Genomic DNA, 22,315 nt, shown 5'->3' on the forward strand with positions numbered 1-22,315 from the left:
TTAACGCCAACCTATGCCATGAAAAGCCTACTCTATTATTTACGGATTGTCGTAAGACATTTTTTTTGTAGTCTGCTGCCTGTAATGGCCGTGGCTTTTTCTGCCCATGCGCAATCAGTATCCATTAAAGCGGATAAACTGGCAGCATGCCCACCGTTCCTGGTTAACTTCACCGCCACGCTGGATGCCGGCTATCAGAGCATTGAATGGGATTTTGGATTAGGTGCGAATGTTACCAACGATCTTACCCCTTCAAAAACATTCCAGAACCCCGGTATTTACCACGTAAAAATGACAGCTACTTATGGACCTGCAAATATAATCGTCAAACAGCTTGATATACAGGTGTATAACAAGCCGACCGCCAAATTTACGACCAGCAGTATTAACGGATGCGCACCATACATGGCTACCTTTCAGGATCAGTCAACTCCCGGCGATGGCACCATTGCAGACATTACATGGGATTTCGGCGATGGCGGCGGCGCTGTAGGAGTAAATGTTCCTCATACCTATACACAAGCCGGAACCTATAATGTCATCAGTGCTGTTACCAACAGCATGGGATGTTCCAGCACCGGCGGGCCCGTATCTGTAAAGGTACAAAGCGCTCCTGCTCCGGTATTTACAGCCGACAGAACACAAAGCTGTACCACTCCTTTTACCGTAAACTTTTTTAATAACACCGTTAATAACTCTCCGGATCCGGTCACCTACACCTGGGATTATGGTGACGGTACCACTGGAACAAGTAACCAACACACCTATACGAAAGAAGGAAAGTATACAGTAAAACTAACTGCTACCACCAGCGGCAACTGTGCTGCTCCACTCACCAAAACAGACTATATCGTTATCGCTAAAGTAAAACCAGCGTTCACTTTTTCAGCGCTTTGCGCAGGGCAGAATATTACTTTTAAAAATACCACCCAGCCAACACCAGATCAGGTAACCTGGGCATTTCCGGATGGTACCACCCAAACAACCGCTGATGCGGTAAAACAATTTACAACACCAGGTGATTACATTGTAAAGATGCAGGCCACATTGGGAAGCTGTATGGAAGAAGTACAACAAACCATTCACGTAAATCCTGCACCGGATATAGACCCGGTTGCCACACCGGTAAGTGCCTGTAATACCCCCTTTACCACACAATTCAATGCACAGTCTTCCAATGCCACCGCGTGGAGCTGGACCTTCGGTGATGGTACTACCGCTAACACAGAGAACCCTTCACACACCTATACCAAAGAAGGAATTTATTCCATCAGTCTGACCGCTACTAACACATGGGGGTGCAGTAAAACAGTCAACAAACCGAATTATATTAAAATCATAAAACCAGATCTTTCCATTTATCGCAGTGTAGCAGAAGGCTGTATTCCTTTGTCTGTAGATTTTTATGCAGAAGTAAATATACCAGATCCTATTGTCAGTTATGAATGGGATTTCGGCGATGGTAGTACTTCTACCGCGGCAAAACCTACACATATTTTTACTAAAGAAGGTATCTTCTTCGTCAACTTAAAGGTAACAACTGCAGGCGGCTGTATCGCAACCGGTCAAACAATCATAACAGCAGGGGCCAAGCCAGTAGTTGATTTCAGCGCCACACCATTGAAATCCTGTGCGAAAGATCCTGTGCAGTTTACTAATCTGTCTGTCCCCCGCGGTACTTCCTGGATCTGGACATTTGTACAGGATAACAGTACCAGTACACAGGAAAATCCAAATCATCAGTTCAATGAAATTGGTAGTCATGATGTTATCCTGGAAGTAAACAATAACGGCTGCCGGGTGCAATTAATTAAAAGAAATTATATCCAGATCATTCCACCAATAGCCCGTTTTGCTACCACACCGGATTGTATTGACCCCTATCATCGTAAGTTTACGGATAACTCCACCTTTGGCCCTATTCCTACACCGGTGAAAACATGGCTGTGGGAATTTGGCGAAAACGGTGCTACTTCCACGGATCAAAACCCTGACTTCCGATACCAGACCACAGGTATCAAACAGGTAAAACTCACCATCGATAATGGCATCTGTACCAGTACCTATTCCTTATCTGTTAATATTATAGATGAGAAACCTGTCATTACACCTGACAAACAAAGAATCTGTAAAACTGAAAAAATAAATATCAGCCTTGGGCCACTGAATAACGATAACATCAATGAATATAAATGGGATTGGGGAGATGGCAGTCCGATACAAGCCGTTCCGGCATTTAATTTTGATCCGACCAAAGGTATTTCTCATCAGTACAATAAAACCGGCACCTTCACCATTAAACTAACCATTACAGATAAGAATGGTTGCACAAAAGATGCGCCTGTTGCATCCATAGATGTAAATGGCAGTGATCCTGATTTTGACTACACCGGCAAAAGATGCAAGGACGAAATTTTTACATTCACCGATAAATCAACTACCAACACCGGCAACCAGATACTCAACTGGGAATGGGATTTTGGTGATGGCAGCAATAAAGAAAGCTATCCCACACAACCGGTGGGTATTAAACATACCTATACTAACGCCAACGATTATACGGTTTCATTAACGGTAACAGATAAATTCAGCTGCATATCAAAAGTGCAGAAAGTAATCCAGTTTGACCGGGTAAAAGCCGATTTCATGGTACCATCCAACATCGCCTGCCTGGACAAATCATTTACTTTCGTAGATCAGTCACAGGGCAACGTACAAACGTATGCCTGGGATTTTGGAGATAACACTACTGGTACCGGAAACAAACCGGTAAAAATATACAGCGCACCAGGTAAGTACAACGTGGTATTAAAAGTAACCACTACAGCCGGCTGTACAGATGAAATCACTAAAACAAATGTGATCACGGTACCTGATCCCAAAGCATCATTCACCATTCCTGATGACCTGGATTTATGTCCACCGGTAAAAGTATTATTTACCAATACCTCCACAGATTATAAAAATGCCGCCTGGGGCTTTGGGGATAATGGTACTTCTACCAAAAACAATCCCGACGTACATATTTACGCACGCGCCAGAACATACAACGTAACGCTGACCGTGTATTCAGAAGGCGGTTGCTCCAGTACTGCTACGCTTCCTATCACCATCAAAGGACCTGATGGTACCATGAAAGCCACTCCCACACAAGGTTGCGTGCCGTTAGGTATCAGCATCAGTGCCACCTCTGTTAAAACAGACAGTTATATGTGGGACTTTGATGATGGTACAGTATTGACTTCTACCACCGCAGTATCTCCACCACATACTTATGTAAAACCTGGTATTTATTATCCGCGCGTGTCACTGCTGGATAACCAGGGATGCGTGGTGAAAGCAGAAGGAAATGATAAAATCATTGTAGATAAAGCAACGGCTGATTTTACAACAAATGACTTCCAGGCCTGCGGCGGCGGACTGGTGACATTTACCAATAAAAGTAAAACACTCACGAAAGACTCGCTGGCACTTGATTTCGCTAATGCATGGAATTTCGGGGTACCTGGCAATCCTGATAATACCGCCAGCACTACAGACGGAAAATTCACCTATCCACAACCGGGAACAACGAATGTTAAACTGGTAGTAACAAGCGCCTACGGATGTACAGATGAAAAAACACTGCCGGTAGTTATTCCTCCGCAGCCGGTAGCAGTGATAGCACCTATTTTACCATTATGCGTATCTGGTAAAATACAATTGTCCGGCAGTGATACTAAAAACATACCGGGTACAAAATGGCTATGGCAGGTAGGTACCGACAAAACATTTAATCAGCAGGTGCCTCCTGAAATCACGTTGAACAGTACGGGTACGGTGCCGGTGGTGTTAACAATCACCAACAGCGATGGTTCCTGTCCAGCCACCACCAACGCCAGTATGGTAGTAAACCCTTCACCGATCCTGAATCCTTCACCAGGCAGTGCAGAGATCTGCCGTGGAGCGGTACTTCAACTACAGGCTAATACCACTGCCAACGTTCAGGTAAAATGGACGAACTATAATATTTCGGATGCCACCAATGTTTCTCCACAGGTAAAACCAGATATAGATACCGTGTATCACATTACAGCTACTAACGAATATGGTTGTACGAATCAGGGAGAAATACCAGTGAAGGTGACGCAACCTTTTCGTATTTATGCCCAGGACCAGGAAATATGCGCGGGCGAAAGCGTGAAAATGAATGCCGGTGGAGCACTGCGCTACCAGTGGATTCCAGCGCGGGGACTGAACCGGTCAGATATCCCGGATCCGGTAGCTACACCGGACGGCAATATTACTTACCAGGTAGTAGGATATAATAACAGCACTTGTTTCACGGATACCGCACTCGCCAGAATATATGTACGTGACGCCCCGGTAATAAATGCAGGCCCTGATATCGTAACCGCTACCGGTTCCGTGATACCGTTGCCGGTAAAAGGGAGCGAAGACATTATTAAAATAGAATGGACGCCGATAAAGGGACTCAGTTGCTACGATTGCCTGGCGCCTACTGCTACCCCTACAGATGATATTACCTATCATGTAAAGGTGACGAATCAGTTTGGTTGTGTGAGCACAGATGATATTGCATTGAAACTGGTATGTGATGAAGGTAGCATCTTCATTCCCAATAGCTTCTCCCCTAACGGAGATGGCCAGAATGATGTTTTTTATGTGCGTGGACAGGGAATGCAGACCATCCGCGTTTTCAGGATATTTAATCGTTGGGGACAAGTGGTGTTTGAGCGTACCGGTGTTAATTCAAATGACCCTACCAAAGGTTGGGATGGCCGGTATAAAGGAGTCATACTGAATCCTGATGTATTTGTTTATTACGTAGAAATAGTCTGCGATAAGGGCGCAGTGAATTTGTTGAAAGGCAATGTTACCCTTATCAGATAACAACAGATTTCACGTTTTCCGGTACCTGAAAGGTGTTTTATGCCTCTGAAACAGCATAAAACACCTCTAATATCAAAAAAATTGAAAATCAAAAAATTTATATATGTAATTTTTGTTAATTTGTGGAGCTATTCAGTTAATGGAAAACCTGTGTACCCTATGAAATACCTACAGGCAAAGTGTTTATGTACATTGCTGCTCCTGATATCTCTATTGCAGGCAAACAACTTATTGGCGCAGAAAGCGGACTTTACCTATACAGCTGCACCGGGCAACGGGTGTACACCCGTTACTATTACTATAAAAAATACCAGCACCGGCACTCCCCTTGCCTATAACTGGGATTTTGGCGATGGCAGAACATCACATGATGTTGATCCACAGGTGACTTACACCACAGGCGGGCCCATAAAAATTACCCTGGAAGCGAAATACCAGGTAATCGGAGGCGTAACTACCAGCACTTATTTCCGGACAATGGTAATTGGCAGTACTCCTCAGGTATCTTTTTCTGCGGATGTTACCAAAAGCTGTAAAGTATTCAGTGCTAATTTTACTGACGCCACGCTGGATGCTACCAGCCGCACCTGGGATTTTGGTGATGGCACAGTTATTACCACCAGCAATGCCTATATATCACATAATTATACCCGCGCCGGTAAATTTGATGTCACACTTTCCGTTACTAACAGCAACGGCTGTACGGCCACATTAAAAAAGCCAGCCTATATCGATATCTCCCTGCCTGATATCACACTTTCTACACCACTGTCGGGCTGTGTGCCTTATACGGCTGCCTTTGCCGCCACCTCCGCCAATAGTGTCAATGATCCGGTTACTTCATGGACGTGGAACTTCGGAGACGGAAATACACAAACAACTACTAACGGCAACATAAATCACATTTTTACACAAACCGGCACTTATAATATAGGCGTTACCGTCACTACGCAAAATCAATGTGTGATCACCAAATCATTCGATAAATACGTACATACCGGCAATCCGCCCACCAATGTAAGCTTCAGCGTGTCGCCCACCAGTACCTGCGTGGGAGACCCGGTAAGACTGCTGGCCAACGCTAACTACGCAGATACCTATAGCTGGGATTTTGGTGATGGTACCACAGATGAAGGCAGCAATAATGACATCAGGCATTCATTCAATGCCAACGGCACACTGACCGTTAAAATGAAAGCTGGCAGCAATGGCTGTTTCACCGCCGCAGCTCCTGCCCAGGTAGTGGTAACCGGCCCGGTATCACAATTCAATGTGGTACGCGACTGCACCGACAAAAGCAAATTCATCTTTACCAATAACTCTATCGGCATTAATGCTAACACTACTTATGAGTGGGACTTCGGAGATAATACTCCTTTGCTGAATACCAAAGATGCAATACATAATTATACTACTCCAGGCAATTATACCGTTCGTCTTACTATCGGAGAGAACGGCAATAACTGCCGCCATAGCAGCTTCCGGAGCATCTATTATTTCAGGGCCGATTTCACCGCCGGTGTCAGTTCTATCTGTCGTGGCAGCAAAGCCACCTATGAAGTGCTAAATGTACCACTGGGATTGGTATCCAGCTATACCTGGCAGTTTGGAGATGGAGAAGTATATACCACCACCAACCAAACGTACGTAAAAACGTGGGCAACAAAAGGTGCCTATAGTAATCAGCTAACGATTCATTATAAGGATGCCGCGTATTGCGATGACATTGTCACAAAGCCAAACGATATTAATATACTGGCGCCACTAGCAGATTTTACAACAGGTCCCGCTACCTGCGCAGGTCAACCGGTATCTTTTATTAACAACACCATTACCTCTCCTAATATCCCCATCACCAACTGGACCTGGGACCTGGGGAATGGACAGAAATCTACTTCGCAAACACCTCCCGGCACAAAATATACTGCTTCCGGCGGACAGGCGATTAAACTGGTCGTAACAGATGCCCGCAACTGTATGGACTCGGTGAGTAAAACCATCACTATTCATCCTACTCCTTTTGTGAAAGCATCTGCCAAACAACCTAAAATATGTGAAGGTAATAGTGTTGACCTCAACGCATTGTCTGATGGCACCGTACAATGGCTTTCCGCCAATACACTGAGCTGCGTTTTCTGTACCGATCCCGTGGCTACTCCGGTAATCAATACCCGCTACCTCGTACAGGCATCTAACGTGTACGGATGTACGGTATTTGATTCCACCGATGTGGCAGTTGTTCCAAAAGTCAATCTCACCGTGAGCAGGGATACCCTCGTTTGTTATGGTTCTTCCATACAAATAAAAGCTACAGGGGCTACCATCTATAACTGGACACCGGTGACCGGCTTAACCAATAATACCATTGCTGATCCTTTTGCAACGCCGTCTACGGACATTACCTACCAGGTAACCGGAACAAACGATGCGCTGTGTCCGATGAGCGCACCGCTTTCTGTTAAAATAGCGGTGAAACCGGTACCTGAGGTCAGTGCAGGCAAAGATCAGACGGTAATGGTAGGCGATGTGGTAAAGCTGATGGCCAGCGGAAGTGCAGATGTAATAAGCTGGAAATGGAGTCCGGAAGATTACCTGGATAATACCACTTCTCCTTACGTAACCGCTGCCATACGCAAGCCCATATCTTACAGCATTACCGGCACTAACCAGTATGGTTGCAGGAAAACAGATGTGATGAATGTGGACTTGATCTGCAATACAGATGTGGTGTTTATACCCAATACCTTCAGTCCTAATGGCGATGGGCAGAATGATATTTTCTATCCGCGTGGAAAAGGTATCAACTTTATTAAATCCTTCCGCATTTTCAATCGTTGGGGACAGGAAGTATTCCATCGGGAACGAATCAATATAGACGATATCAGCGCAGGATGGAACGGTTCCTTCAATGGTAAACCACAGGCCTCCGATGTATATATTTATTTCATCGAAGCATATTGCGATACCAACGAATTTTTCCAGCTGAAAGGCAATGTAACATTACTAAGATAATTATTTAACCTGGCTACCATGAAAATCGTATACCGCATATTACTGGCGATAGTTTGCATAACAGGTGCAACGCAATTGTATGCACAGGATATACACCTCTCACAGTTCTATGAAACACCTATACTCCGCAATCCTGCGCTGATAGGTATTTTCAATGGAGATGTGCGTGTGCAGGCTGTTTACCGTAATCAATGGAACAGCGTTACGGTTCCTTATCAGACAGGCACCGTGAGTGGTGAAATAAAATTCCCTGTAGGTCGTAGTAACGACTATCTCACTACGGGTTTGCAACTCACCTACGACCGGGCGGGCACCTCCAAATTACAGTCTACACAAATCTTTCCGGCGATCAACTATCATAAATCACTCAATGAAGATAAAAGCAGTTTCCTGTCTTTAGGATTCATGGGTGGTTTTGTGCAGCGTCAGTTTGATCCTACCAACATGACCTTCAATAACCAATATACCAGCGGACGATTTGATCCGGCGGCACCTACCGGCGAAGAAGGTAAGCTGGCATTCAAAGGCTACAGCTATCTGGATGCTGGTGTGGGTATAAGTTATAACAGTGTGATAGGGGAAGATGTGAATTACTTTATCGGGGCCGGCTATTTCCATTTTAACCGGGCCAAAATTTCATTCTACCGGGACCAGAATATTGAATTGCAGCCGAAACTGACATTTAATGCGGGTATTACCATACCGGTAGATGAAAGAGTAAAAGTGATTGCACACTACAATCAGTTGCATCAGGGTACCTATTCCGAGTACATTGGAGGTGCTTTGATTGGATACGGTCTCATGAATCAGGGATTGGAGTCAACCCGGGCTATCTATGGCGGTCTCTTCCTTAGGTGGAATGATGCCATTATCCCCACTATTAAGATAGATATGGATAAATATGAGATAGGAATGAGTTACGACACCAATATTTCGAAACTGAGAACCGCCAGTCAGACATTCGGTGGCTTCGAAATATCGTTGGTTTTCAAGGGATTCCTGAACAGCCGGAACTCAACCCTGGAAAGTGTGAACTGCCCTCGGTTTTAAATGAATGATAATCAATTGTTTATAAAAAATGTTATCAAGCGTTAAAGTTTACATAAAAAAAGGGGAAATGCTAACAAAATGGCAGGTGGTTTGTTATTTTTATGTGGAAACAATGGCACTTAGATGAGCTGAATTTATCAAACAAAAATTAGGAAATATTTGAAAAAAACTTTATTTTTATAATACTATGTGGAAAACCTCTACCCTAATTCTCATAACGGTTTTCAGCTTGCTCTCAGTAGTTGGCAAGGCTCAAAGCGATAAATCCCAACCAGGTCAGGACGGGGGTGTTAAAAACGTGAGCAAAATAGTGAAGTTGTACCCTAATCCTGCTACTACCAATATTAACTTCGTCATTCAACAACACAATAACGATCAGGTGTATGATCTTATTGTATATAATTTTCTGGGAAAGAAAATAGATCAGTTGAAAGGCGTTGGTGCACGCACTACTATGAATTTAGATAATTACTATAATGGTATTTACATATTCCAGTTACGTGATCAACGGGGCAATCTGATTGAATCCGGAAAATTCAATGTCGTCAAATAGTTTACATCTGGCATCAAAATAAAAAAGGAAAAGTCACGATTTACATCGTGACTTTTCCTTTTTTATAATAAGCTGTAAGTTGATCAGGATACTTCCACGATCAGGAACTTCAGGTAAGTAGTGTTCTCAATGTTTCTTAAAATAGGATGATCCTGTGCCTGTGTCTGGAAAGTTACCTGGCGCAATCTCTTCTTCGCATCTTTGGCAGCGGCATCAATAGTTTGCAGGAACAGATCTGGTGATACCAGGTTGGTGCAGGAAGCTGTTACCAGGAATCCACCTGGCTTCAGCAGCTTCATTCCACGCAGATTAATTTCTTTATAACCAGTTACCGCTTTCTGAATATTCTCACGGCTTTTGGTGAAAGCCGGCGGATCCAGGATCACAACATCAAATTTCTTTTCTTCCCTGGTCCATTGTTTCAGCTGATCAAATGCGTTGACCGCCTGGAACTGACAAATATCCTGCAGGTTATTGAGTTCCGCATTTTTTCGTGCGGTAGCTACGGCTGTTTCCGAAATATCCAGTCCCAGTACGCTTTTAGCGCCATAAAATCCTGCATGACAGGAGAAGGTACCAGTATAACAGAATGCTTCCATTACATCTGCACCTTTAACGATATGCTTAATCTCACGACGGTTATCCTGTTGATCCAGGAAATAGCCGGTCTTCTGGCCATTTACGATATCCACATGAAACCGGAGCCCGTTTTCATTAATAATAAGATTGGTATCGAAAGGTGCGCTGAGGAAGCCCTTTTGCTGGGTCATCCCTTCCAGTTCCCTTACCGGTACATCATTCCTTTCGTAAATACCTTTCGGTGAAAATATGCGGTTGATAGCATCTACGATGGCATCTTTCCATTTTTCCATACCCAGAGCCAGTGTCTGAATAACAAAGTAATCATTGAACTTATCTATTACCAATGCAGGCATGTCATCTGCTTCACCATATACCAGGCGGCAGTTTTCCACATAACCCAACTTCTGCCGGTATTCCCAGCATTTCAACAGGCGGCGGTAAAAGAACTCCGGATTTATTTCTTCGTTCTTATCACGGGTCAACAAGCGAACCAGTATCTGGGATTGAGGATTTATATAACCACGACCCAGGAAAAAACCTTTATGCGTATATACATCTACAATATCACCGGCATTTACATCTCCTTTTATTTCGGCTACTTCGTTGCCAAAAATCCAGGGATGCCCTTGTAATACCCTGTTTTGTATCTGCTTCTTTAAAAAAACTTTAGTCATTTATTGTATTTCGAGGTGCAAAGGTAGCTATTTAGCGGTTAGCATAGCTGCAATTCTGCCTTTTTGTCGCCTAAACCGCTGTTGGCAAAGAAATTGACTGGTTACCCCGCAGACAATTATTACTTATTATGACAGAAAACGAAAAAGACATGCAGACAAACGGACAGGCTAACACTGGTAGCGAAAACGAGAAAAGCATGCCAGAAGAAAATATAAGCGATAGTTCAAATACGAATAATGAGTCAGATGAAGTGACAGAGCTGGAGAAGAAAGAACAGGAAGTAAACGAAATACGCGATAAATATCTCAGACTGCAGGCAGAATTTGACAACTATCGTAAACGTACTGCCAGGGAACGTATAGAACTTATGCAAACCGCCAGTAAAGAAGTTATCATATCTTTGCTGGATGTACTGGACGATAGCGACAGGGCTTCCAAACAATTAGAAAACGCTACTGACTTTGAAGCCGTTAAAGACGGTATTCTGCTGGTGTTTAATAAATTGAAAGCTACCCTGCAAGCAAAAGGACTGAAGCCAATGGAGAGTATCCACACCTCGTTTGATCCCGATTTACAGGAAGCCATTACAGAAATACCTGCTCCCACACCAGACCTGGTTGGAAAGGTAGTGGACGTATTGCAACCTGGTTATTACCTGAGTGACAAATTAATACGTCATGCTAAGGTAATTGTGGGCAAATAAAATGACGATGTGGCATAATCTCCAATGATTGCCTATGCAAAGCTGACGTAAAACAATTTTTTTACTGAAACAAAAGCTGGTGCCTGCACCAGCATTAAGTGATTTTTATAATGTCTACCAAGAGAGATTATTACGAAATACTGGTTGTTACCAAATCTGCCTCCCAGGATGAGATTAAAAAGGCTTACCGTAAGGTGGCCATGCAGTTTCACCCTGACCGCAACCCGAACAACAAAGAGGCGGAAGATAAATTCAAAGAAGCAGCTGAAGCTTATGAAGTATTAAGCGATCCTGATAAAAGGGCGCAATACGACCGCTTTGGCCATGCCGGCATGAATGGCAACCGTGGTGGCGGTGGATATGGTGGCGGTGGAATGAACATGGATGACATCTTCTCCAACTTCGGTGACATCTTTGGTAGCGATGATATTTTCGGAAGCTTTTTTGGCGGTGGTGGCGCCCGTGGTGGTGGAAACCGCCGTGGACGCGGTACACGTGGTTCGAACCTCCGGGTAAAAATCCGTCTCACCTATGAAGAAATCGCTAAAGGCGCTAACAAAAAAATAAAAGTAAAAAAATATGTACCCTGCCAACATTGTGGAGGCCTGGGTGCTAAAGATAAAAATGCATTCCAGTCATGTAATACCTGCGGCGGTTCCGGCCAGGTAAGGAAAGTAACACAAACTTTCCTCGGACAAATGCAAACGGTTACCACTTGCCCTACCTGTCATGGTGAAGGCCAGATCATCACCAGCAAATGTGGCCACTGTAAAGGTGAAGGTCGTATGTATGGTGAAGAAATGGTTAGCATCGACATCCCGGCAGGCGTACAGGAAGGCATGCAACTGAGCATGAGCGGCAAAGGTAATGCAGGTGAAAGAGGCGGCGCCCCCGGCGATCTGCTGATCCTCATCGAGGAAGAACCACATGCAGAACTGCAACGCGATGGACTCAATGTAGCTTACGATCTGCACATCTCTTTCCCGGATGCAGTGTACGGTACCTCCCTGGAAGTGCCTACCATTGACGGTAAAGCGAAAATAAAAATCCCTGCTGGTACTCAAAGCGGTAAAATATTCCGCCTGAAAGGCAAAGGATTCCCTTCTGTTAATTCCTACGAAAAAGGCGATCAGCTGATTCATGTGAATGTATGGACACCACAAACGGTAACCGCAGAAGAAAAAGAAATGCTCGATAAATTACAGTCCTCCGATAACTTTAAACCTAATCCTGAAAAATCTGAAAAAGGATTTTTTGAGAAAGTAAGAGATATTTTTAGCTGAGGATAAAAGATAGTTTGAAACGGAGGGGAAGGCCGAAAAGCCTTCCCTTCTGCGTTAATAAAAAGTACACATGGATTCTAAACTGCAGATGTTCGAAAACCGGCTCACGAAAGTATTCCGGCATATTTCCAAACTGGCCAGGCGGCAAAATATTACCTGTTACCGGGTATATGATGACGATATCCCTGAGTTTCCCTTCAGCATTGAAATGTATGAAGATCATGTGTACATCGCAGAATATAACCGTAAACACGGCATGGAAGAAGATGCCCACGAAGAATGGCTCGATACCTGCCTGGAACTGATCAGTAAAGTATTAGAAGTAGCCCCCAACAAAATTTGGGTGAAACAACGGCAACGTAAAGAAAACAGGAAAAGCCAGTATGAAAAACTCAGCCTGGAAAGTCATATCATGACTGCCTATGAAGCCGGACTTCAATTTAAAGTAAACCTCTCCGATTACCTTGATACCGGCTTATTCCTCGACCATCGCATTACACGCGGCATGGTAAGGGAAGAAGTAAAAGATAAAAAGGTACTCAACCTTTTCTGCTATACCGGATCATTCTCTGTATATGCCGCTGCAGGTGGCGCAGCAGAAGTAACTTCTGTAGATCTTTCTAAAACCTACCTCTCGTGGGCAGAAGAAAATATGCGGCTCAATGGCTTTGATAGTCCCAAACATACTTTTGTACATGCCGACGTACTCCAGTACCTCGATACTTTGAAACTGAATACCTACGACCTCGTTATCATAGATCCTCCAACATTTTCCAACAGTAAACGGATGAAGGATTTCCTGGATGTACAGCGGGATCACGCAGATATGCTCAACAAAGTGTTACTGGCCACGAAAAAAGACGGCGTGGTGTATTTCAGTAATAACTATCGCAGGTTTGTAATGGAAACAGAAAAAATCAACGCTGCCAGTATAAAGGATATTACCAATCAAACCCTCCCTTTTGATTTTCAGCAGAAGTTAATCAGGAAGTGCTATCGCCTGACAAAATAAGTGCTTAATGCTTTCCTTTACGCACCATTTTTACCATCTTTAGAAACTCCTGCCGGTAATGACCATTGTCATCGCCCAGAGCATTACGCGCTATCTGTATCACCATGTCTGTATTGCCAGTACCACAATAAGACGATTTACGCAATACCATACCAAACAACGCTACCGCCGTTGCAAAACGGCAATCATCTGATGCTTTGTCAAAATTTTTCAGCTCCGCAGAAATAATGCCGGGTAAGTACTTTACTGTTGTGTCCTGCGGATCGCGATAAGTTATTCTTATATGGGCAAGCAACGTATCCTCCACTGGCGTTGCTGTTGCAGGTATTATTTCATATAACGCCACAGAGCAATGCCCGCTGCCTATCACTCCTCCGTTGTATTCACTGTTCATCGTAGTATCTGCCGGCAATATTTTATTTTCATAACCAATAAGCCTGTACGATTTTACCAGGGCAGGGTTAAACCATACTTCCGACTGCACATCGCGGGCAATAGTAAACAGGGTGCTGCCAAATTCACGGGCAAATATTTTATTGGCTTCTTCCAGATCATCTATATATGCAAAGTTGCCATTTCCTTTACTGGACAAGGATTGCAGCTTGGAGTCCTTATAATTCTTCATCCCAAATCCTAAGCAGGTCAACAGTACACCACTTTCTTTCTGTTGTAGAATCAGTTGTTCCATTTCCTCATCACTGCTGAGGCCCACGTTGAAATCACCATCAGTAGCCAGTATTACGCGGTTATTGCCATCCGGAATATATTGCTCTGCTGCAATGCGGTAAGCCATTTTTATGGCGGCTTCGCCGGCGGTAGATCCTCCGGCATTCAGATTGTCGATGGCATTTAGAATTTTAGCTTTCTGATCACCAGGAGTAGCTGGCAGGATCACCCCGGGTTCACCGGCATAAGCTACGATGGCTACTTTATCTGTTGGACGGAGGTTATTTACCAGGATACGAAATGCGGCCTGTAGTAAAGGCAATTTATTGGGTGTACCCATAGAACCGGAAACATCTATGAGAAAAACGAGGTTACTGGCGGGAAAGCTGTCTGTCTCCAGTGCGCGGGCCCTGATAGCAATTTGCAGGAGGCGGTGGCTGGTTTCCCAGGGACAGGTGATATAGTTACTATACAGGGCCATACTTTGACCTGCTAACGGCAACGGGTAATCGTAATGAAAATAATTGATCATCTCCTCAATCCTTACAGCATCTACCGGTACAGGCTCTTTGAGACGCAGGAAGCGGCGGATATTGCTGTAGGCTGCTCTGTCTACGTCGATGGCGAAGGAAGACAAAGGATAGCTGTCTGTGCGCACAAATTTATTTTCGTAGATAGCGCCGTAAGTTTCATTATAAAAGGAGTGAATACCCATACCGGTATTGCCATAATTAGGGTTGCTGCTATGCAACATTTTAGACCTGGCTTTGGCCATGGCAATGGGGTCCGTATCTTTTCGTACAGGCGATAACGTTACTAGTAGTCTGTCGGATTTACTTACCGTTATCTCTTTGGGTAGATAACCGTTTTGTGTGAGCAATAGTTTGGAGGTAGCCCTGGGGATTACAATTCTAAAAAGACCGAAAGCGTTTGTGACCACATTAGCTGTGTCATCCATCACCTTCACCTGTACGCCGGAAACGGGGCGATGTGATATACTGTCTTCGACCGCTCCCGATACCCAGATTGTTTGCGCTTGCAGCCCTCCACCCCAAAACAACAAGAGTAAAAGGAATTTCTGCATGTATTAAGATAAGATTTTTTCCGGGCACTTGCCCGGAAAAAATAATTATTCTGCAGATGCTACCAGCTGGTAAATAGCCGGTAAATTCCGGCCCAGGCCATCATAGTCGAGTCCATATCCTAACAGGAACTTATCCGGTACGGAGAAGCCGAGGTAGTCAATTTTAATGGGATGTACCATTGCATCCGGCTTGGTAAGCAGGGAGGCAACGATCAGTTTTTTCGGCTGCTGATGTTCCAGCTGAGGGAGAAACTGGCTCATGGTTTTACCGGTATCCACAATATCTTCCAGGATTACCACGGTACGGCCAAAAAGGTCTTCGTCCAAACCTATGGCCTGTACTACATTACCTGTTGATTTGGTCCCTTTATAAGAGGCTAGTTTAATGAAGGAAATCTCCGCCTCTATAGTGAGGTACTTAAACATATCTGCGGCAAACATAAATGAGCCATTCAGAATGGCAATGAACAAAGGGCGCTCTCCCTCCAGATCTTTATTAATTTGTTCCGCCATTTCCTTAATTCGCTGCTGCAATTCTATAGCACTGATGTAGGGCTGGAATTGCTTGTCATGCACTTTGATTACCGACATAATACTTCTACATTTCCTTATTTAACAATTATAAGCGCAAAAAGATCGCAGCTTATTTATTCACCAGCAGGCGCTGACCGATTTTTATATCGAAGCCCTGCAAATTATTCCATTCTTGTATCTGCGTAACAGACTTGTTGTACATTTTAGCAATACCATACAGTGTTTCCTTGGGTTGCACATCGTGGTACTGTGATCCTGCTTTCTGCACCGGCGCTGGTTTAGGCGTTGCAGGAACTGGTGCAGGCTGCGGCATAGAAGCCTTTGGTGTAGTGATGCTACCGGAAGTGGTCACCTCTCCTGCTTTCTTCAGATCTTCAATCATGGCAACGGGTATACCACCTTTGGGCTGCTGGGCAGGTTTGGTTTCCGGCACTGCGGTGGGCCCGGAAGCATTTTTTGCCACTTCTTCCTTCATGCCTTCCAGGGCTTTACGTGGAGAAAAGTCCTCTGGTGGTTCCTGGTCTTCTTCCTTCAGCACCCGGGTATTTTTAGCTAATCGGGGAGCGCTGTTGGCAAAACCGTCCAGTGTTAAGCGCTGTCCGGCTGCAGGCTCCTCACCTTCATTCATTTTATTACGGCGGCGCAGCCATCTAAGCTGTACCCCTTCTGCCTGGGCCACGTCATGCATGGTTTCGCCATTAGCTACCGGATGAAATTCTTTATTACCCCGCTTACTTTTCTTTTGTAAGAAGATGATCATGTCTTTTGCAGGAGGATTATCATTTTCCAGGTCGTTGAAACGTACCAGTTTACGTAGACGCATGTTGCGCTGATCGGCTACCTGGATCAGGGATGTACCGGCTTTTACGTAAACGGCTTTACGGCCATTGATTTCAAATATGCCTTTCGGATAATTACCGGCTACCGGTTTATTGTAGTTATGATTATTTTTTCCGGAAGATGCTTTCCCTTCCTGCTTGGGCGTTACCTCAGCATACAATGTATTATCGACCTCAATAGCACTGCCTGGCGCGGCCTTTCCCATGGCAATCATCGTATATTGTTGCAGGTTATAGTCTTCTATTACCTTGATCAACTGCTGTGGGTAGGTTTTGTTAGTGGCGTATCCGGCCTGTTTTAATCCAAATGCCCAGGATTTATAATCATCTCCGTCAAATTGGAAAAGAAATGCATAACGAGGATTATTATGCAAAAAATCGGAATGATCCCGATAGGAATCACGCGCCGTTTCATACACCCGGAAGCACTCCTGGGCAGCATCATCATCGTATTTAATGGTTTTGCCGGTCCAGGTATTCTTACATTTAATACCAAAGTGGTTATTCGACTGCAAACACAAAGTACCGTTGCCGGATTGTGTTTCGATAATACCCTGCGCCAGTTTGATGGCGGCAGGCACGCCGGAACGGCGCATTTCCTCAATGGCTAAGTTTTTATAGGTAGCAATATACTGCGGGGTGGTCATAGACTGAGCCTGCAGCACGGAAACGAAGCCAATAAGAAAACTGACAACCAATAAGAATTTTCTTACTTGCATGTATTTTCGGATTTAATGGGCGTGTTATTTCTTCCTGATCATCAGGACACCATCACGGATGGTGAGTAATACCTGTTCGGCACGATCGTCCGCCAACACTTTCTCACAAAAACTGATCATTGCCTTCGCCTGGCGGCCCTGCTCATTTTCAGGTGCCAGCACCTGTCCGTGATACAGTACATTATCTGCCAGGATAAATCCACCAGGACGTAATTTATCCCATACCTGGTCGTAATATTGCTCATAGCCTGATTTGTCTGCATCAATGAATACCAGGTCAAATACTTCGTCCAGTTGTTCAATGATGTCGGCAGCTTTGCCTATGTGCATTTTAACTTTATCTGCTTGTCCGCTTGCCTCAAAATAGCGATGACAAAGGGTTTCCAGTTCTTCATTGATATCTACGGTATGCAAAATGCCGTCTGTGGTAAGACCTGCAGCCAGGCAAATAGCAGAATATCCTGTATAAGTGCCCAGTTCCAGGATACGGCGTGGATGAATCATATGACTCACCATGCTTAAAAATTTTCCCTGTACCTGACCGCTTAACATATGCGGCAGCTCTACTTTCAGATGTGTTTCCCGGTTCAACTGATGCATCAGTTCACTTTCTGCGCTGGTGTATTTTTCTGAATAGGCCTCTACTGCTGCCGGTATGAGCTCCATATATTAAAATATTAGAATTTCTGCAAAGCTAAGGAAAAAGCAGAAGGCAGAAARCAAAAAGGTAAAAGCTATTATAGCGGATGACTATCGGGATGCCCACCTGATATATACGTAAACGTTATTTATGGGCATTTTATTCTGGCGAAAGCTGAAAGCAGAAATCAAAAAGCTATTGCAGCGGATAACCATAAACGTTAATTATCCCCTGCAATAGCTTTTTGCTTTCTGCTTTTCGCTTTAAGCGCTCCTATCAGAAGTTAGGTCTTAATTTATTGGTGGTGTAGAAAACACGGAAATATTCCACTACTTCTTCTGCCGTATCAAACAACTGCAGCAGATCGAGGTCCTGTGGATTAATGTTGCTTTCTTTTTCCATCATCACGTTACGGATCCAATCCAGCAGGCCACTCCAGTACTCACGGCCTACCAATACCATGGGGGTTTCCTCCATTTTCTTGGTTTGAATCAGGGTGGCGACTTCGAAAAATTCATCCATGGTACCAAAACCGCCCGGCATCATCACAAATCCCTGGGAGTATTTGGTGAACATCACTTTGCGGACAAAGAAATAGTCGAAATTCAGGCTATTCTCCGGATCAATAAATACATTGGGATGTTGCTCATGTGGGAGGGAAATATTGGCGCCTACTGATTTACCATGTGCAGCCTGTGCACCTTTGTTGGCAGCTTCCATTACACCGGGGCCACCACCGGTAATAATACCGAATCCCTCCTCCGCCAGTTTGGTGGCTATTTCCTGGGCCAGATCATAATAATGGTTGCCCGGTTTTGTACGTGCCGAACCAAATATAGATATACAGGGGCCGATTTTTGCCAGCTTCTCAAAGCCTTCAACAAACTCCGCCATAATTTTGAATATCTGCCAGCTGGAATGCGCTCTTGTCTCCGTCCAGTCTCTTTCCTTAAGATTCTTTATACTGCTGTTCATGCGATTACTTTTTATTATACATAAAACACCTTCCACCTGCATCCACGTGGAATACTGTAATTTATATAATAATTAGCTTACAGACACTGCATTAAAAACAAAAAAGCAGGTAACTATAGAGAAACCTGCTTTACATTTAACACGTTATGAACGTGCAGCGATGTTTAAAAAACATCGCTGCAGAAACGTTGCTAATGCTGGCAATTAAAAATAAATATTGTTGAAAATGATTCGAAAGTTAACTATCGTTTTATTCAACAGGTGTTTTCATAACGCTTAATCTGAATTTAATTTATCAATTATTTGAGCAATAACCTAATTTAAATTTATCGAGATTACGCAAAGTATCCTTTGTAACACTGAAGGCATAAAGCGTAAAGCAAAAAGCTATTATAGCGAATGAGTTAAGCGGGTATTGGCTCCCCCTATTGCTCCTATCATTCGCTATAATAGCTTTTTGCTTTATGCTTTACGCTGTTATCTCCTGTGCCAGGCCAAACGACAATGTCATTCCGGCACCGCCCATTCCATTTACAATCGTTACATTTTTTTCAGGTGAAAACACCAGGTCCGTTTCACCATTGGTGAGCTTTGGATAAATGCCATGCCATTGTTCCTGTATTGTATAGTCTGGTGCCTGCAGGAAGGTATGCATATATTTCAGGATCAGGTCATTGATAAATGCCTTATCAAATGGTTCGAAGTCCAGACCATATTCATGTGAGTCTCCGATAGTGAGTTCACCGGCACCATTTTGAGAAATAAGCAGATGAATGCCCCATTTCACATACTCCGGCATCTCCGCCGCAAAGCGTTGTTTCAAAGGTACCAGGGCATCACAGCTTTCAAACGCTGAATAATGTGACAGTGTTAAACCTGCACACAGCGCTGGGCCCAGCTGCCAGTTGCCTGGTTGCGGAATCGTACGCATCATCTGCAGTTTGCACTTTTTCAGTGGTGCAGCCGCAAACTCAACAGGGTAAAGCGTTTCAAAGTCGGCTCCGCTACATACAAACACTTCGTCCACTTTCCACTTTTCTGCCCTGGTTTCAATGTAAGGCATGTTGATGCCATTTACAGCGATACCAAAACGAACGGTGACATTCATTTTTTCTTCGAGGTGCTTTGCGATGGCAGCACTGGCCTGACGCGGATTTACGGTCATTTCAGTAGGACTCCACATGCCACCTTTTAATCCGCCGGTTTTAATGGCCTGCGTATATTTCCCTACCTGTGATGGCGTCAGTAACTCAACGTTATATCCGTTGCCGGGAGCAGCCTGCGCAAATTCTTCCAGCACGGCCAGCTCATCTTTTTCATATGCCAGGTGCAGGGATCCCGTTTCCTGACACTGCAGGCCAGTGGCGGCTGCCAGCTCCTTCCAGGTAGCCCGGCTACGCATGGCACGGTCATGCATTTTTCCAGCCGTTTGCCCTACCGGCCATACCAGGCCGAAGTTGCGGATGGAAGCACTGATCGCTTTACTGTTCCGTTCAAATAAAACAACTTTTTTCCCTTTGGCCGCCAGATGGTAAGCCATTGCTAAACCTACAATACCAGCGCCTATTACTGCTACATCTGCCTGTTGTTGTTGCATGTTATAAGAAATGAATAGTATTAAAAAATGGAGAGCAGTTCATCCAGTGTAGCCACTAAATGTGTATGCGGACCCTTCTCCAGTTCTTCACGGGTATATGCGCCGGTGGTAACACCTATCACATAACGGCATCCTGCATTGGTACCTTCTTCCAGATCAGAAATGGTATCGCCGGTTTTAGCTACCGACTGTATACTGCGGATTTCCAATTCTTCCATAATACGGTATATCATGTACGGATAAGGACGACCAAAAGGTACTTCATCACTGGTAGCTACGGCATCTATCAATCCGTTTTTCTGCCAACCTACTCTTTCAAGAATTACATCGGTAATAGCACGATCAAAACCTGTATCCAGGGCCACTTTAATACCCTTTGCTTTTAATGCGGCAAATACGGCTGATACACCTTCCTTTTCACGTACCGCCGGATTGGTAGCATAATATGATTTCATATCGGCCACAAAACGATCATGCAACTGGCTGATAAATGCTTCGTCACTATAACGGCTATCCTGTTTATGCTGCAACAGGTAACGGATGGCATACGGCTTCGCATATCCCATTACTTCATTTACTTCTTCTACCGTTACGGAAACTCCCGCCAGCTGAACGGTTTGCTGTAATACTTTCGCCACATTGGACTCATCATGCAGGGTAGTACCCGCAATATCAAAAACAACTAATGCTATTCCCATCTTTTCCTGATTATTAAAATATTCCGCAAAGATATGTAGTCGGTAAAATAAAGTTTAGCATTTATAAACATTTAACATGCGGTTAATATTGTAGCCAGGATACCTGCTGCCAAAAACAAAGCCGGATCATCTGTTGAACAGATGATCCGGCTTTCCAGTTATATGTCTGCCTGAAAAAATCAGTAAAAAGAATACTATTTAAAACCCTAAACCCGCACCCACCCTGTATATCAGGTTATTGTTATAGGGAGACCGGTTATCCTGCAATACATCATATAAAATTGAAATACCAATACCAACTCTTCCACCAACGCTCTGTGTATAACCTGCACCTATCAGCAAACTCGGCACACCATAGTTGGTTTTAAAGGTTCTTTTATCATCTCTTCCCGGTGTGTCATAAACAGTGGAGGACTGCGTTACAAAGTTGTATTCCGGCTGAATATGTATAAACAGCATAGGCAGCGGATATACACGTCCCCATACTCCCCCACCAAAAATGGTATACTTGTCACGTTGTATGGTCCTGTCAGTAACATAATCAATGGACTTGTATTGTCCGTATTGTGCATTCACATTAATACCGGCCGCGATGTACTCTGAGAAACGATAACCCACCAGCGGAGAAATATCTACATTGGTATAATCTCCAAACACTACTCCCAGAGAGCCTCCCAGTATCAGCTTAGAACGATCAAATCCTTTATGCGTGAGCGTATCTGTTTTATAATATTGGGCATGCGCCAGCTGCACAGCAGCCAGTAAGAAAAAACATATCAATAAACGTTTCATGTTCAGAT

General features: G+C 44.2%; 16 protein-coding genes. 7 read left to right on the forward strand and 9 right to left on the reverse strand.

All coding sequences use genetic code 11. The features are described 5' to 3' along the window. Positions 1-18 precede the first annotated feature (18 nt). The 4 genes from AC1DP6_RS08745 (at position 19) to AC1DP6_RS08760 (ending at position 9,508) form a co-directional block, all read left to right on the forward strand. The gene (locus tag AC1DP6_RS08745) at positions 19-4,893 is read left to right on the forward strand and encodes a PKD domain-containing protein (RefSeq protein WP_477054491.1); all 4,875 of its coding nucleotides are present in this window, start codon (positions 19-21) and stop codon (positions 4,891-4,893) included. Between the two features lie 159 nt (positions 4,894-5,052). After that, positions 5,053-7,905, forward strand: a complete 2,853-nt coding sequence (locus AC1DP6_RS08750) for a PKD domain-containing protein (RefSeq protein ID WP_477054492.1) — start codon at positions 5,053-5,055, stop codon at positions 7,903-7,905. Between the two features lie 18 nt (positions 7,906-7,923). Then, on the forward strand, positions 7,924-8,955 hold the full coding sequence (locus AC1DP6_RS08755) for a PorP/SprF family type IX secretion system membrane protein (protein WP_477054493.1): 1,032 nt from the start codon (positions 7,924-7,926) through the stop codon (positions 8,953-8,955). A 298-nt stretch (positions 8,956-9,253) separates the two neighbouring features. Next, positions 9,254-9,508 carry a T9SS type A sorting domain-containing protein gene (locus AC1DP6_RS08760; protein ID WP_441573702.1) on the forward strand — a complete coding sequence of 85 codons (255 nt, stop codon included), beginning with the start codon at positions 9,254-9,256 and terminating at the stop codon, positions 9,506-9,508. 83 nt (positions 9,509-9,591) lie between these two features. On the opposite strand, the gene AC1DP6_RS08765 is transcribed toward AC1DP6_RS08760, so the two are convergent. Next, a complete protein-coding gene (locus tag AC1DP6_RS08765) occupies positions 9,592-10,764 on the reverse strand; it encodes a class I SAM-dependent rRNA methyltransferase (RefSeq protein ID WP_441573701.1) in 1,173 nt (390 codons plus the stop codon). A gap of 128 nt (positions 10,765-10,892) precedes the next feature. On the opposite strand from AC1DP6_RS08765, the gene AC1DP6_RS08770 reads away from it, so the two are divergent. The 3 genes from AC1DP6_RS08770 (at position 10,893) to AC1DP6_RS08780 (ending at position 13,763) form a co-directional block, all read left to right on the forward strand. Continuing rightward, a complete protein-coding gene (locus AC1DP6_RS08770; RefSeq protein ID WP_477054494.1) occupies positions 10,893-11,468 on the forward strand; it encodes a nucleotide exchange factor GrpE in 576 nt (191 codons plus the stop codon). A gap of 110 nt (positions 11,469-11,578) precedes the next feature. Then, the gene (dnaJ, locus tag AC1DP6_RS08775) at positions 11,579-12,751 is read left to right on the forward strand and encodes a molecular chaperone DnaJ (RefSeq protein WP_477054495.1); all 1,173 of its coding nucleotides are present in this window, start codon (positions 11,579-11,581) and stop codon (positions 12,749-12,751) included. Positions 12,752-12,821: 70 nt separating this feature from the next. Next, positions 12,822-13,763 carry a class I SAM-dependent methyltransferase gene (locus tag AC1DP6_RS08780; protein ID WP_477054496.1) on the forward strand — a complete coding sequence of 314 codons (942 nt, stop codon included), beginning with the start codon at positions 12,822-12,824 and terminating at the stop codon, positions 13,761-13,763. A 4-nt stretch (positions 13,764-13,767) separates the two neighbouring features. Here AC1DP6_RS08780 and AC1DP6_RS08785 read toward each other — a convergent pair whose 3' ends face one another. From AC1DP6_RS08785 to AC1DP6_RS08820, 8 genes are all read right to left on the reverse strand, one after another. Next, on the reverse strand, positions 13,768-15,513 hold the full coding sequence (locus AC1DP6_RS08785) for a YfbK domain-containing protein (protein WP_477054497.1): 1,746 nt from the start codon (positions 15,511-15,513) through the stop codon (positions 13,768-13,770). A gap of 45 nt (positions 15,514-15,558) precedes the next feature. Continuing rightward, the gene (gene hpt, locus AC1DP6_RS08790) at positions 15,559-16,104 is read right to left on the reverse strand and encodes a hypoxanthine phosphoribosyltransferase (RefSeq protein WP_477054498.1); all 546 of its coding nucleotides are present in this window, start codon (positions 16,102-16,104) and stop codon (positions 15,559-15,561) included. A gap of 52 nt (positions 16,105-16,156) precedes the next feature. Beyond that, on the reverse strand, positions 16,157-17,605 hold the full coding sequence (locus AC1DP6_RS08795; protein ID WP_477054499.1) for a glucosaminidase domain-containing protein: 1,449 nt from the start codon (positions 17,603-17,605) through the stop codon (positions 16,157-16,159). Positions 17,606-17,629: 24 nt separating this feature from the next. Next, positions 17,630-18,271: an O-methyltransferase gene (locus AC1DP6_RS08800; RefSeq protein ID WP_477054500.1), complete on the reverse strand. Its 642-nt coding sequence runs from the start codon at positions 18,269-18,271 to the stop codon at positions 17,630-17,632. A gap of 250 nt (positions 18,272-18,521) precedes the next feature. Next, positions 18,522-19,220 carry an LOG family protein gene (locus AC1DP6_RS08805; protein ID WP_441573693.1) on the reverse strand — a complete coding sequence of 233 codons (699 nt, stop codon included), beginning with the start codon at positions 19,218-19,220 and terminating at the stop codon, positions 18,522-18,524. 469 nt (positions 19,221-19,689) lie between these two features. Then, positions 19,690-20,817, reverse strand: a complete 1,128-nt coding sequence (locus AC1DP6_RS08810; RefSeq protein ID WP_477054501.1) for a TIGR03364 family FAD-dependent oxidoreductase — start codon at positions 20,815-20,817, stop codon at positions 19,690-19,692. A 20-nt stretch (positions 20,818-20,837) separates the two neighbouring features. Further along, positions 20,838-21,515 (reverse strand): phosphonatase-like hydrolase, encoded by a 678-nt coding sequence (locus tag AC1DP6_RS08815; protein WP_477022998.1) that lies wholly within the window; start codon positions 21,513-21,515, stop codon positions 20,838-20,840. A gap of 198 nt (positions 21,516-21,713) precedes the next feature. Next, positions 21,714-22,307 carry a hypothetical protein gene (locus AC1DP6_RS08820; protein ID WP_477022999.1) on the reverse strand — a complete coding sequence of 198 codons (594 nt, stop codon included), beginning with the start codon at positions 22,305-22,307 and terminating at the stop codon, positions 21,714-21,716. Positions 22,308-22,315 lie beyond the last annotated feature (8 nt).

The organism is Chitinophaga sp. 01L420, from assembly GCF_056399985.1.

Coding starts and splice junctions, on each gene's coding strand:
- AC1DP6_RS08745 (WP_477054491.1), top strand. CDS start 19: ATGAAAAGCCTACTCTATTATTTACGGATTGTCGTAAGACATTTTTTT.
- AC1DP6_RS08750 (WP_477054492.1), top strand. CDS start 5,053: ATGAAATACCTACAGGCAAAGTGTTTATGTACATTGCTGCTCCTGATA.
- AC1DP6_RS08755 (WP_477054493.1), top strand. CDS start 7,924: ATGAAAATCGTATACCGCATATTACTGGCGATAGTTTGCATAACAGGT.
- AC1DP6_RS08765 (WP_441573701.1), bottom strand. CDS start 10,764: ATGACTAAAGTTTTTTTAAAGAAGCAGATACAAAACAGGGTATTACAA.
- AC1DP6_RS08770 (WP_477054494.1), top strand. CDS start 10,893: ATGACAGAAAACGAAAAAGACATGCAGACAAACGGACAGGCTAACACT.
- dnaJ (WP_477054495.1), top strand. CDS start 11,579: ATGTCTACCAAGAGAGATTATTACGAAATACTGGTTGTTACCAAATCT.
- AC1DP6_RS08780 (WP_477054496.1), top strand. CDS start 12,822: ATGGATTCTAAACTGCAGATGTTCGAAAACCGGCTCACGAAAGTATTC.
- AC1DP6_RS08785 (WP_477054497.1), bottom strand. CDS start 15,513: ATGCAGAAATTCCTTTTACTCTTGTTGTTTTGGGGTGGAGGGCTGCAA.
- hpt (WP_477054498.1), bottom strand. CDS start 16,104: ATGTCGGTAATCAAAGTGCATGACAAGCAATTCCAGCCCTACATCAGT.
- AC1DP6_RS08795 (WP_477054499.1), bottom strand. CDS start 17,605: ATGCAAGTAAGAAAATTCTTATTGGTTGTCAGTTTTCTTATTGGCTTC.
- AC1DP6_RS08800 (WP_477054500.1), bottom strand. CDS start 18,271: ATGGAGCTCATACCGGCAGCAGTAGAGGCCTATTCAGAAAAATACACC.
- AC1DP6_RS08805 (WP_441573693.1), bottom strand. CDS start 19,220: ATGAACAGCAGTATAAAGAATCTTAAGGAAAGAGACTGGACGGAGACA.
- AC1DP6_RS08810 (WP_477054501.1), bottom strand. CDS start 20,817: ATGCAACAACAACAGGCAGATGTAGCAGTAATAGGCGCTGGTATTGTA.
- AC1DP6_RS08815 (WP_477022998.1), bottom strand. CDS start 21,515: ATGGGAATAGCATTAGTTGTTTTTGATATTGCGGGTACTACCCTGCAT.
- AC1DP6_RS08820 (WP_477022999.1), bottom strand. CDS start 22,307: ATGAAACGTTTATTGATATGTTTTTTCTTACTGGCTGCTGTGCAGCTG.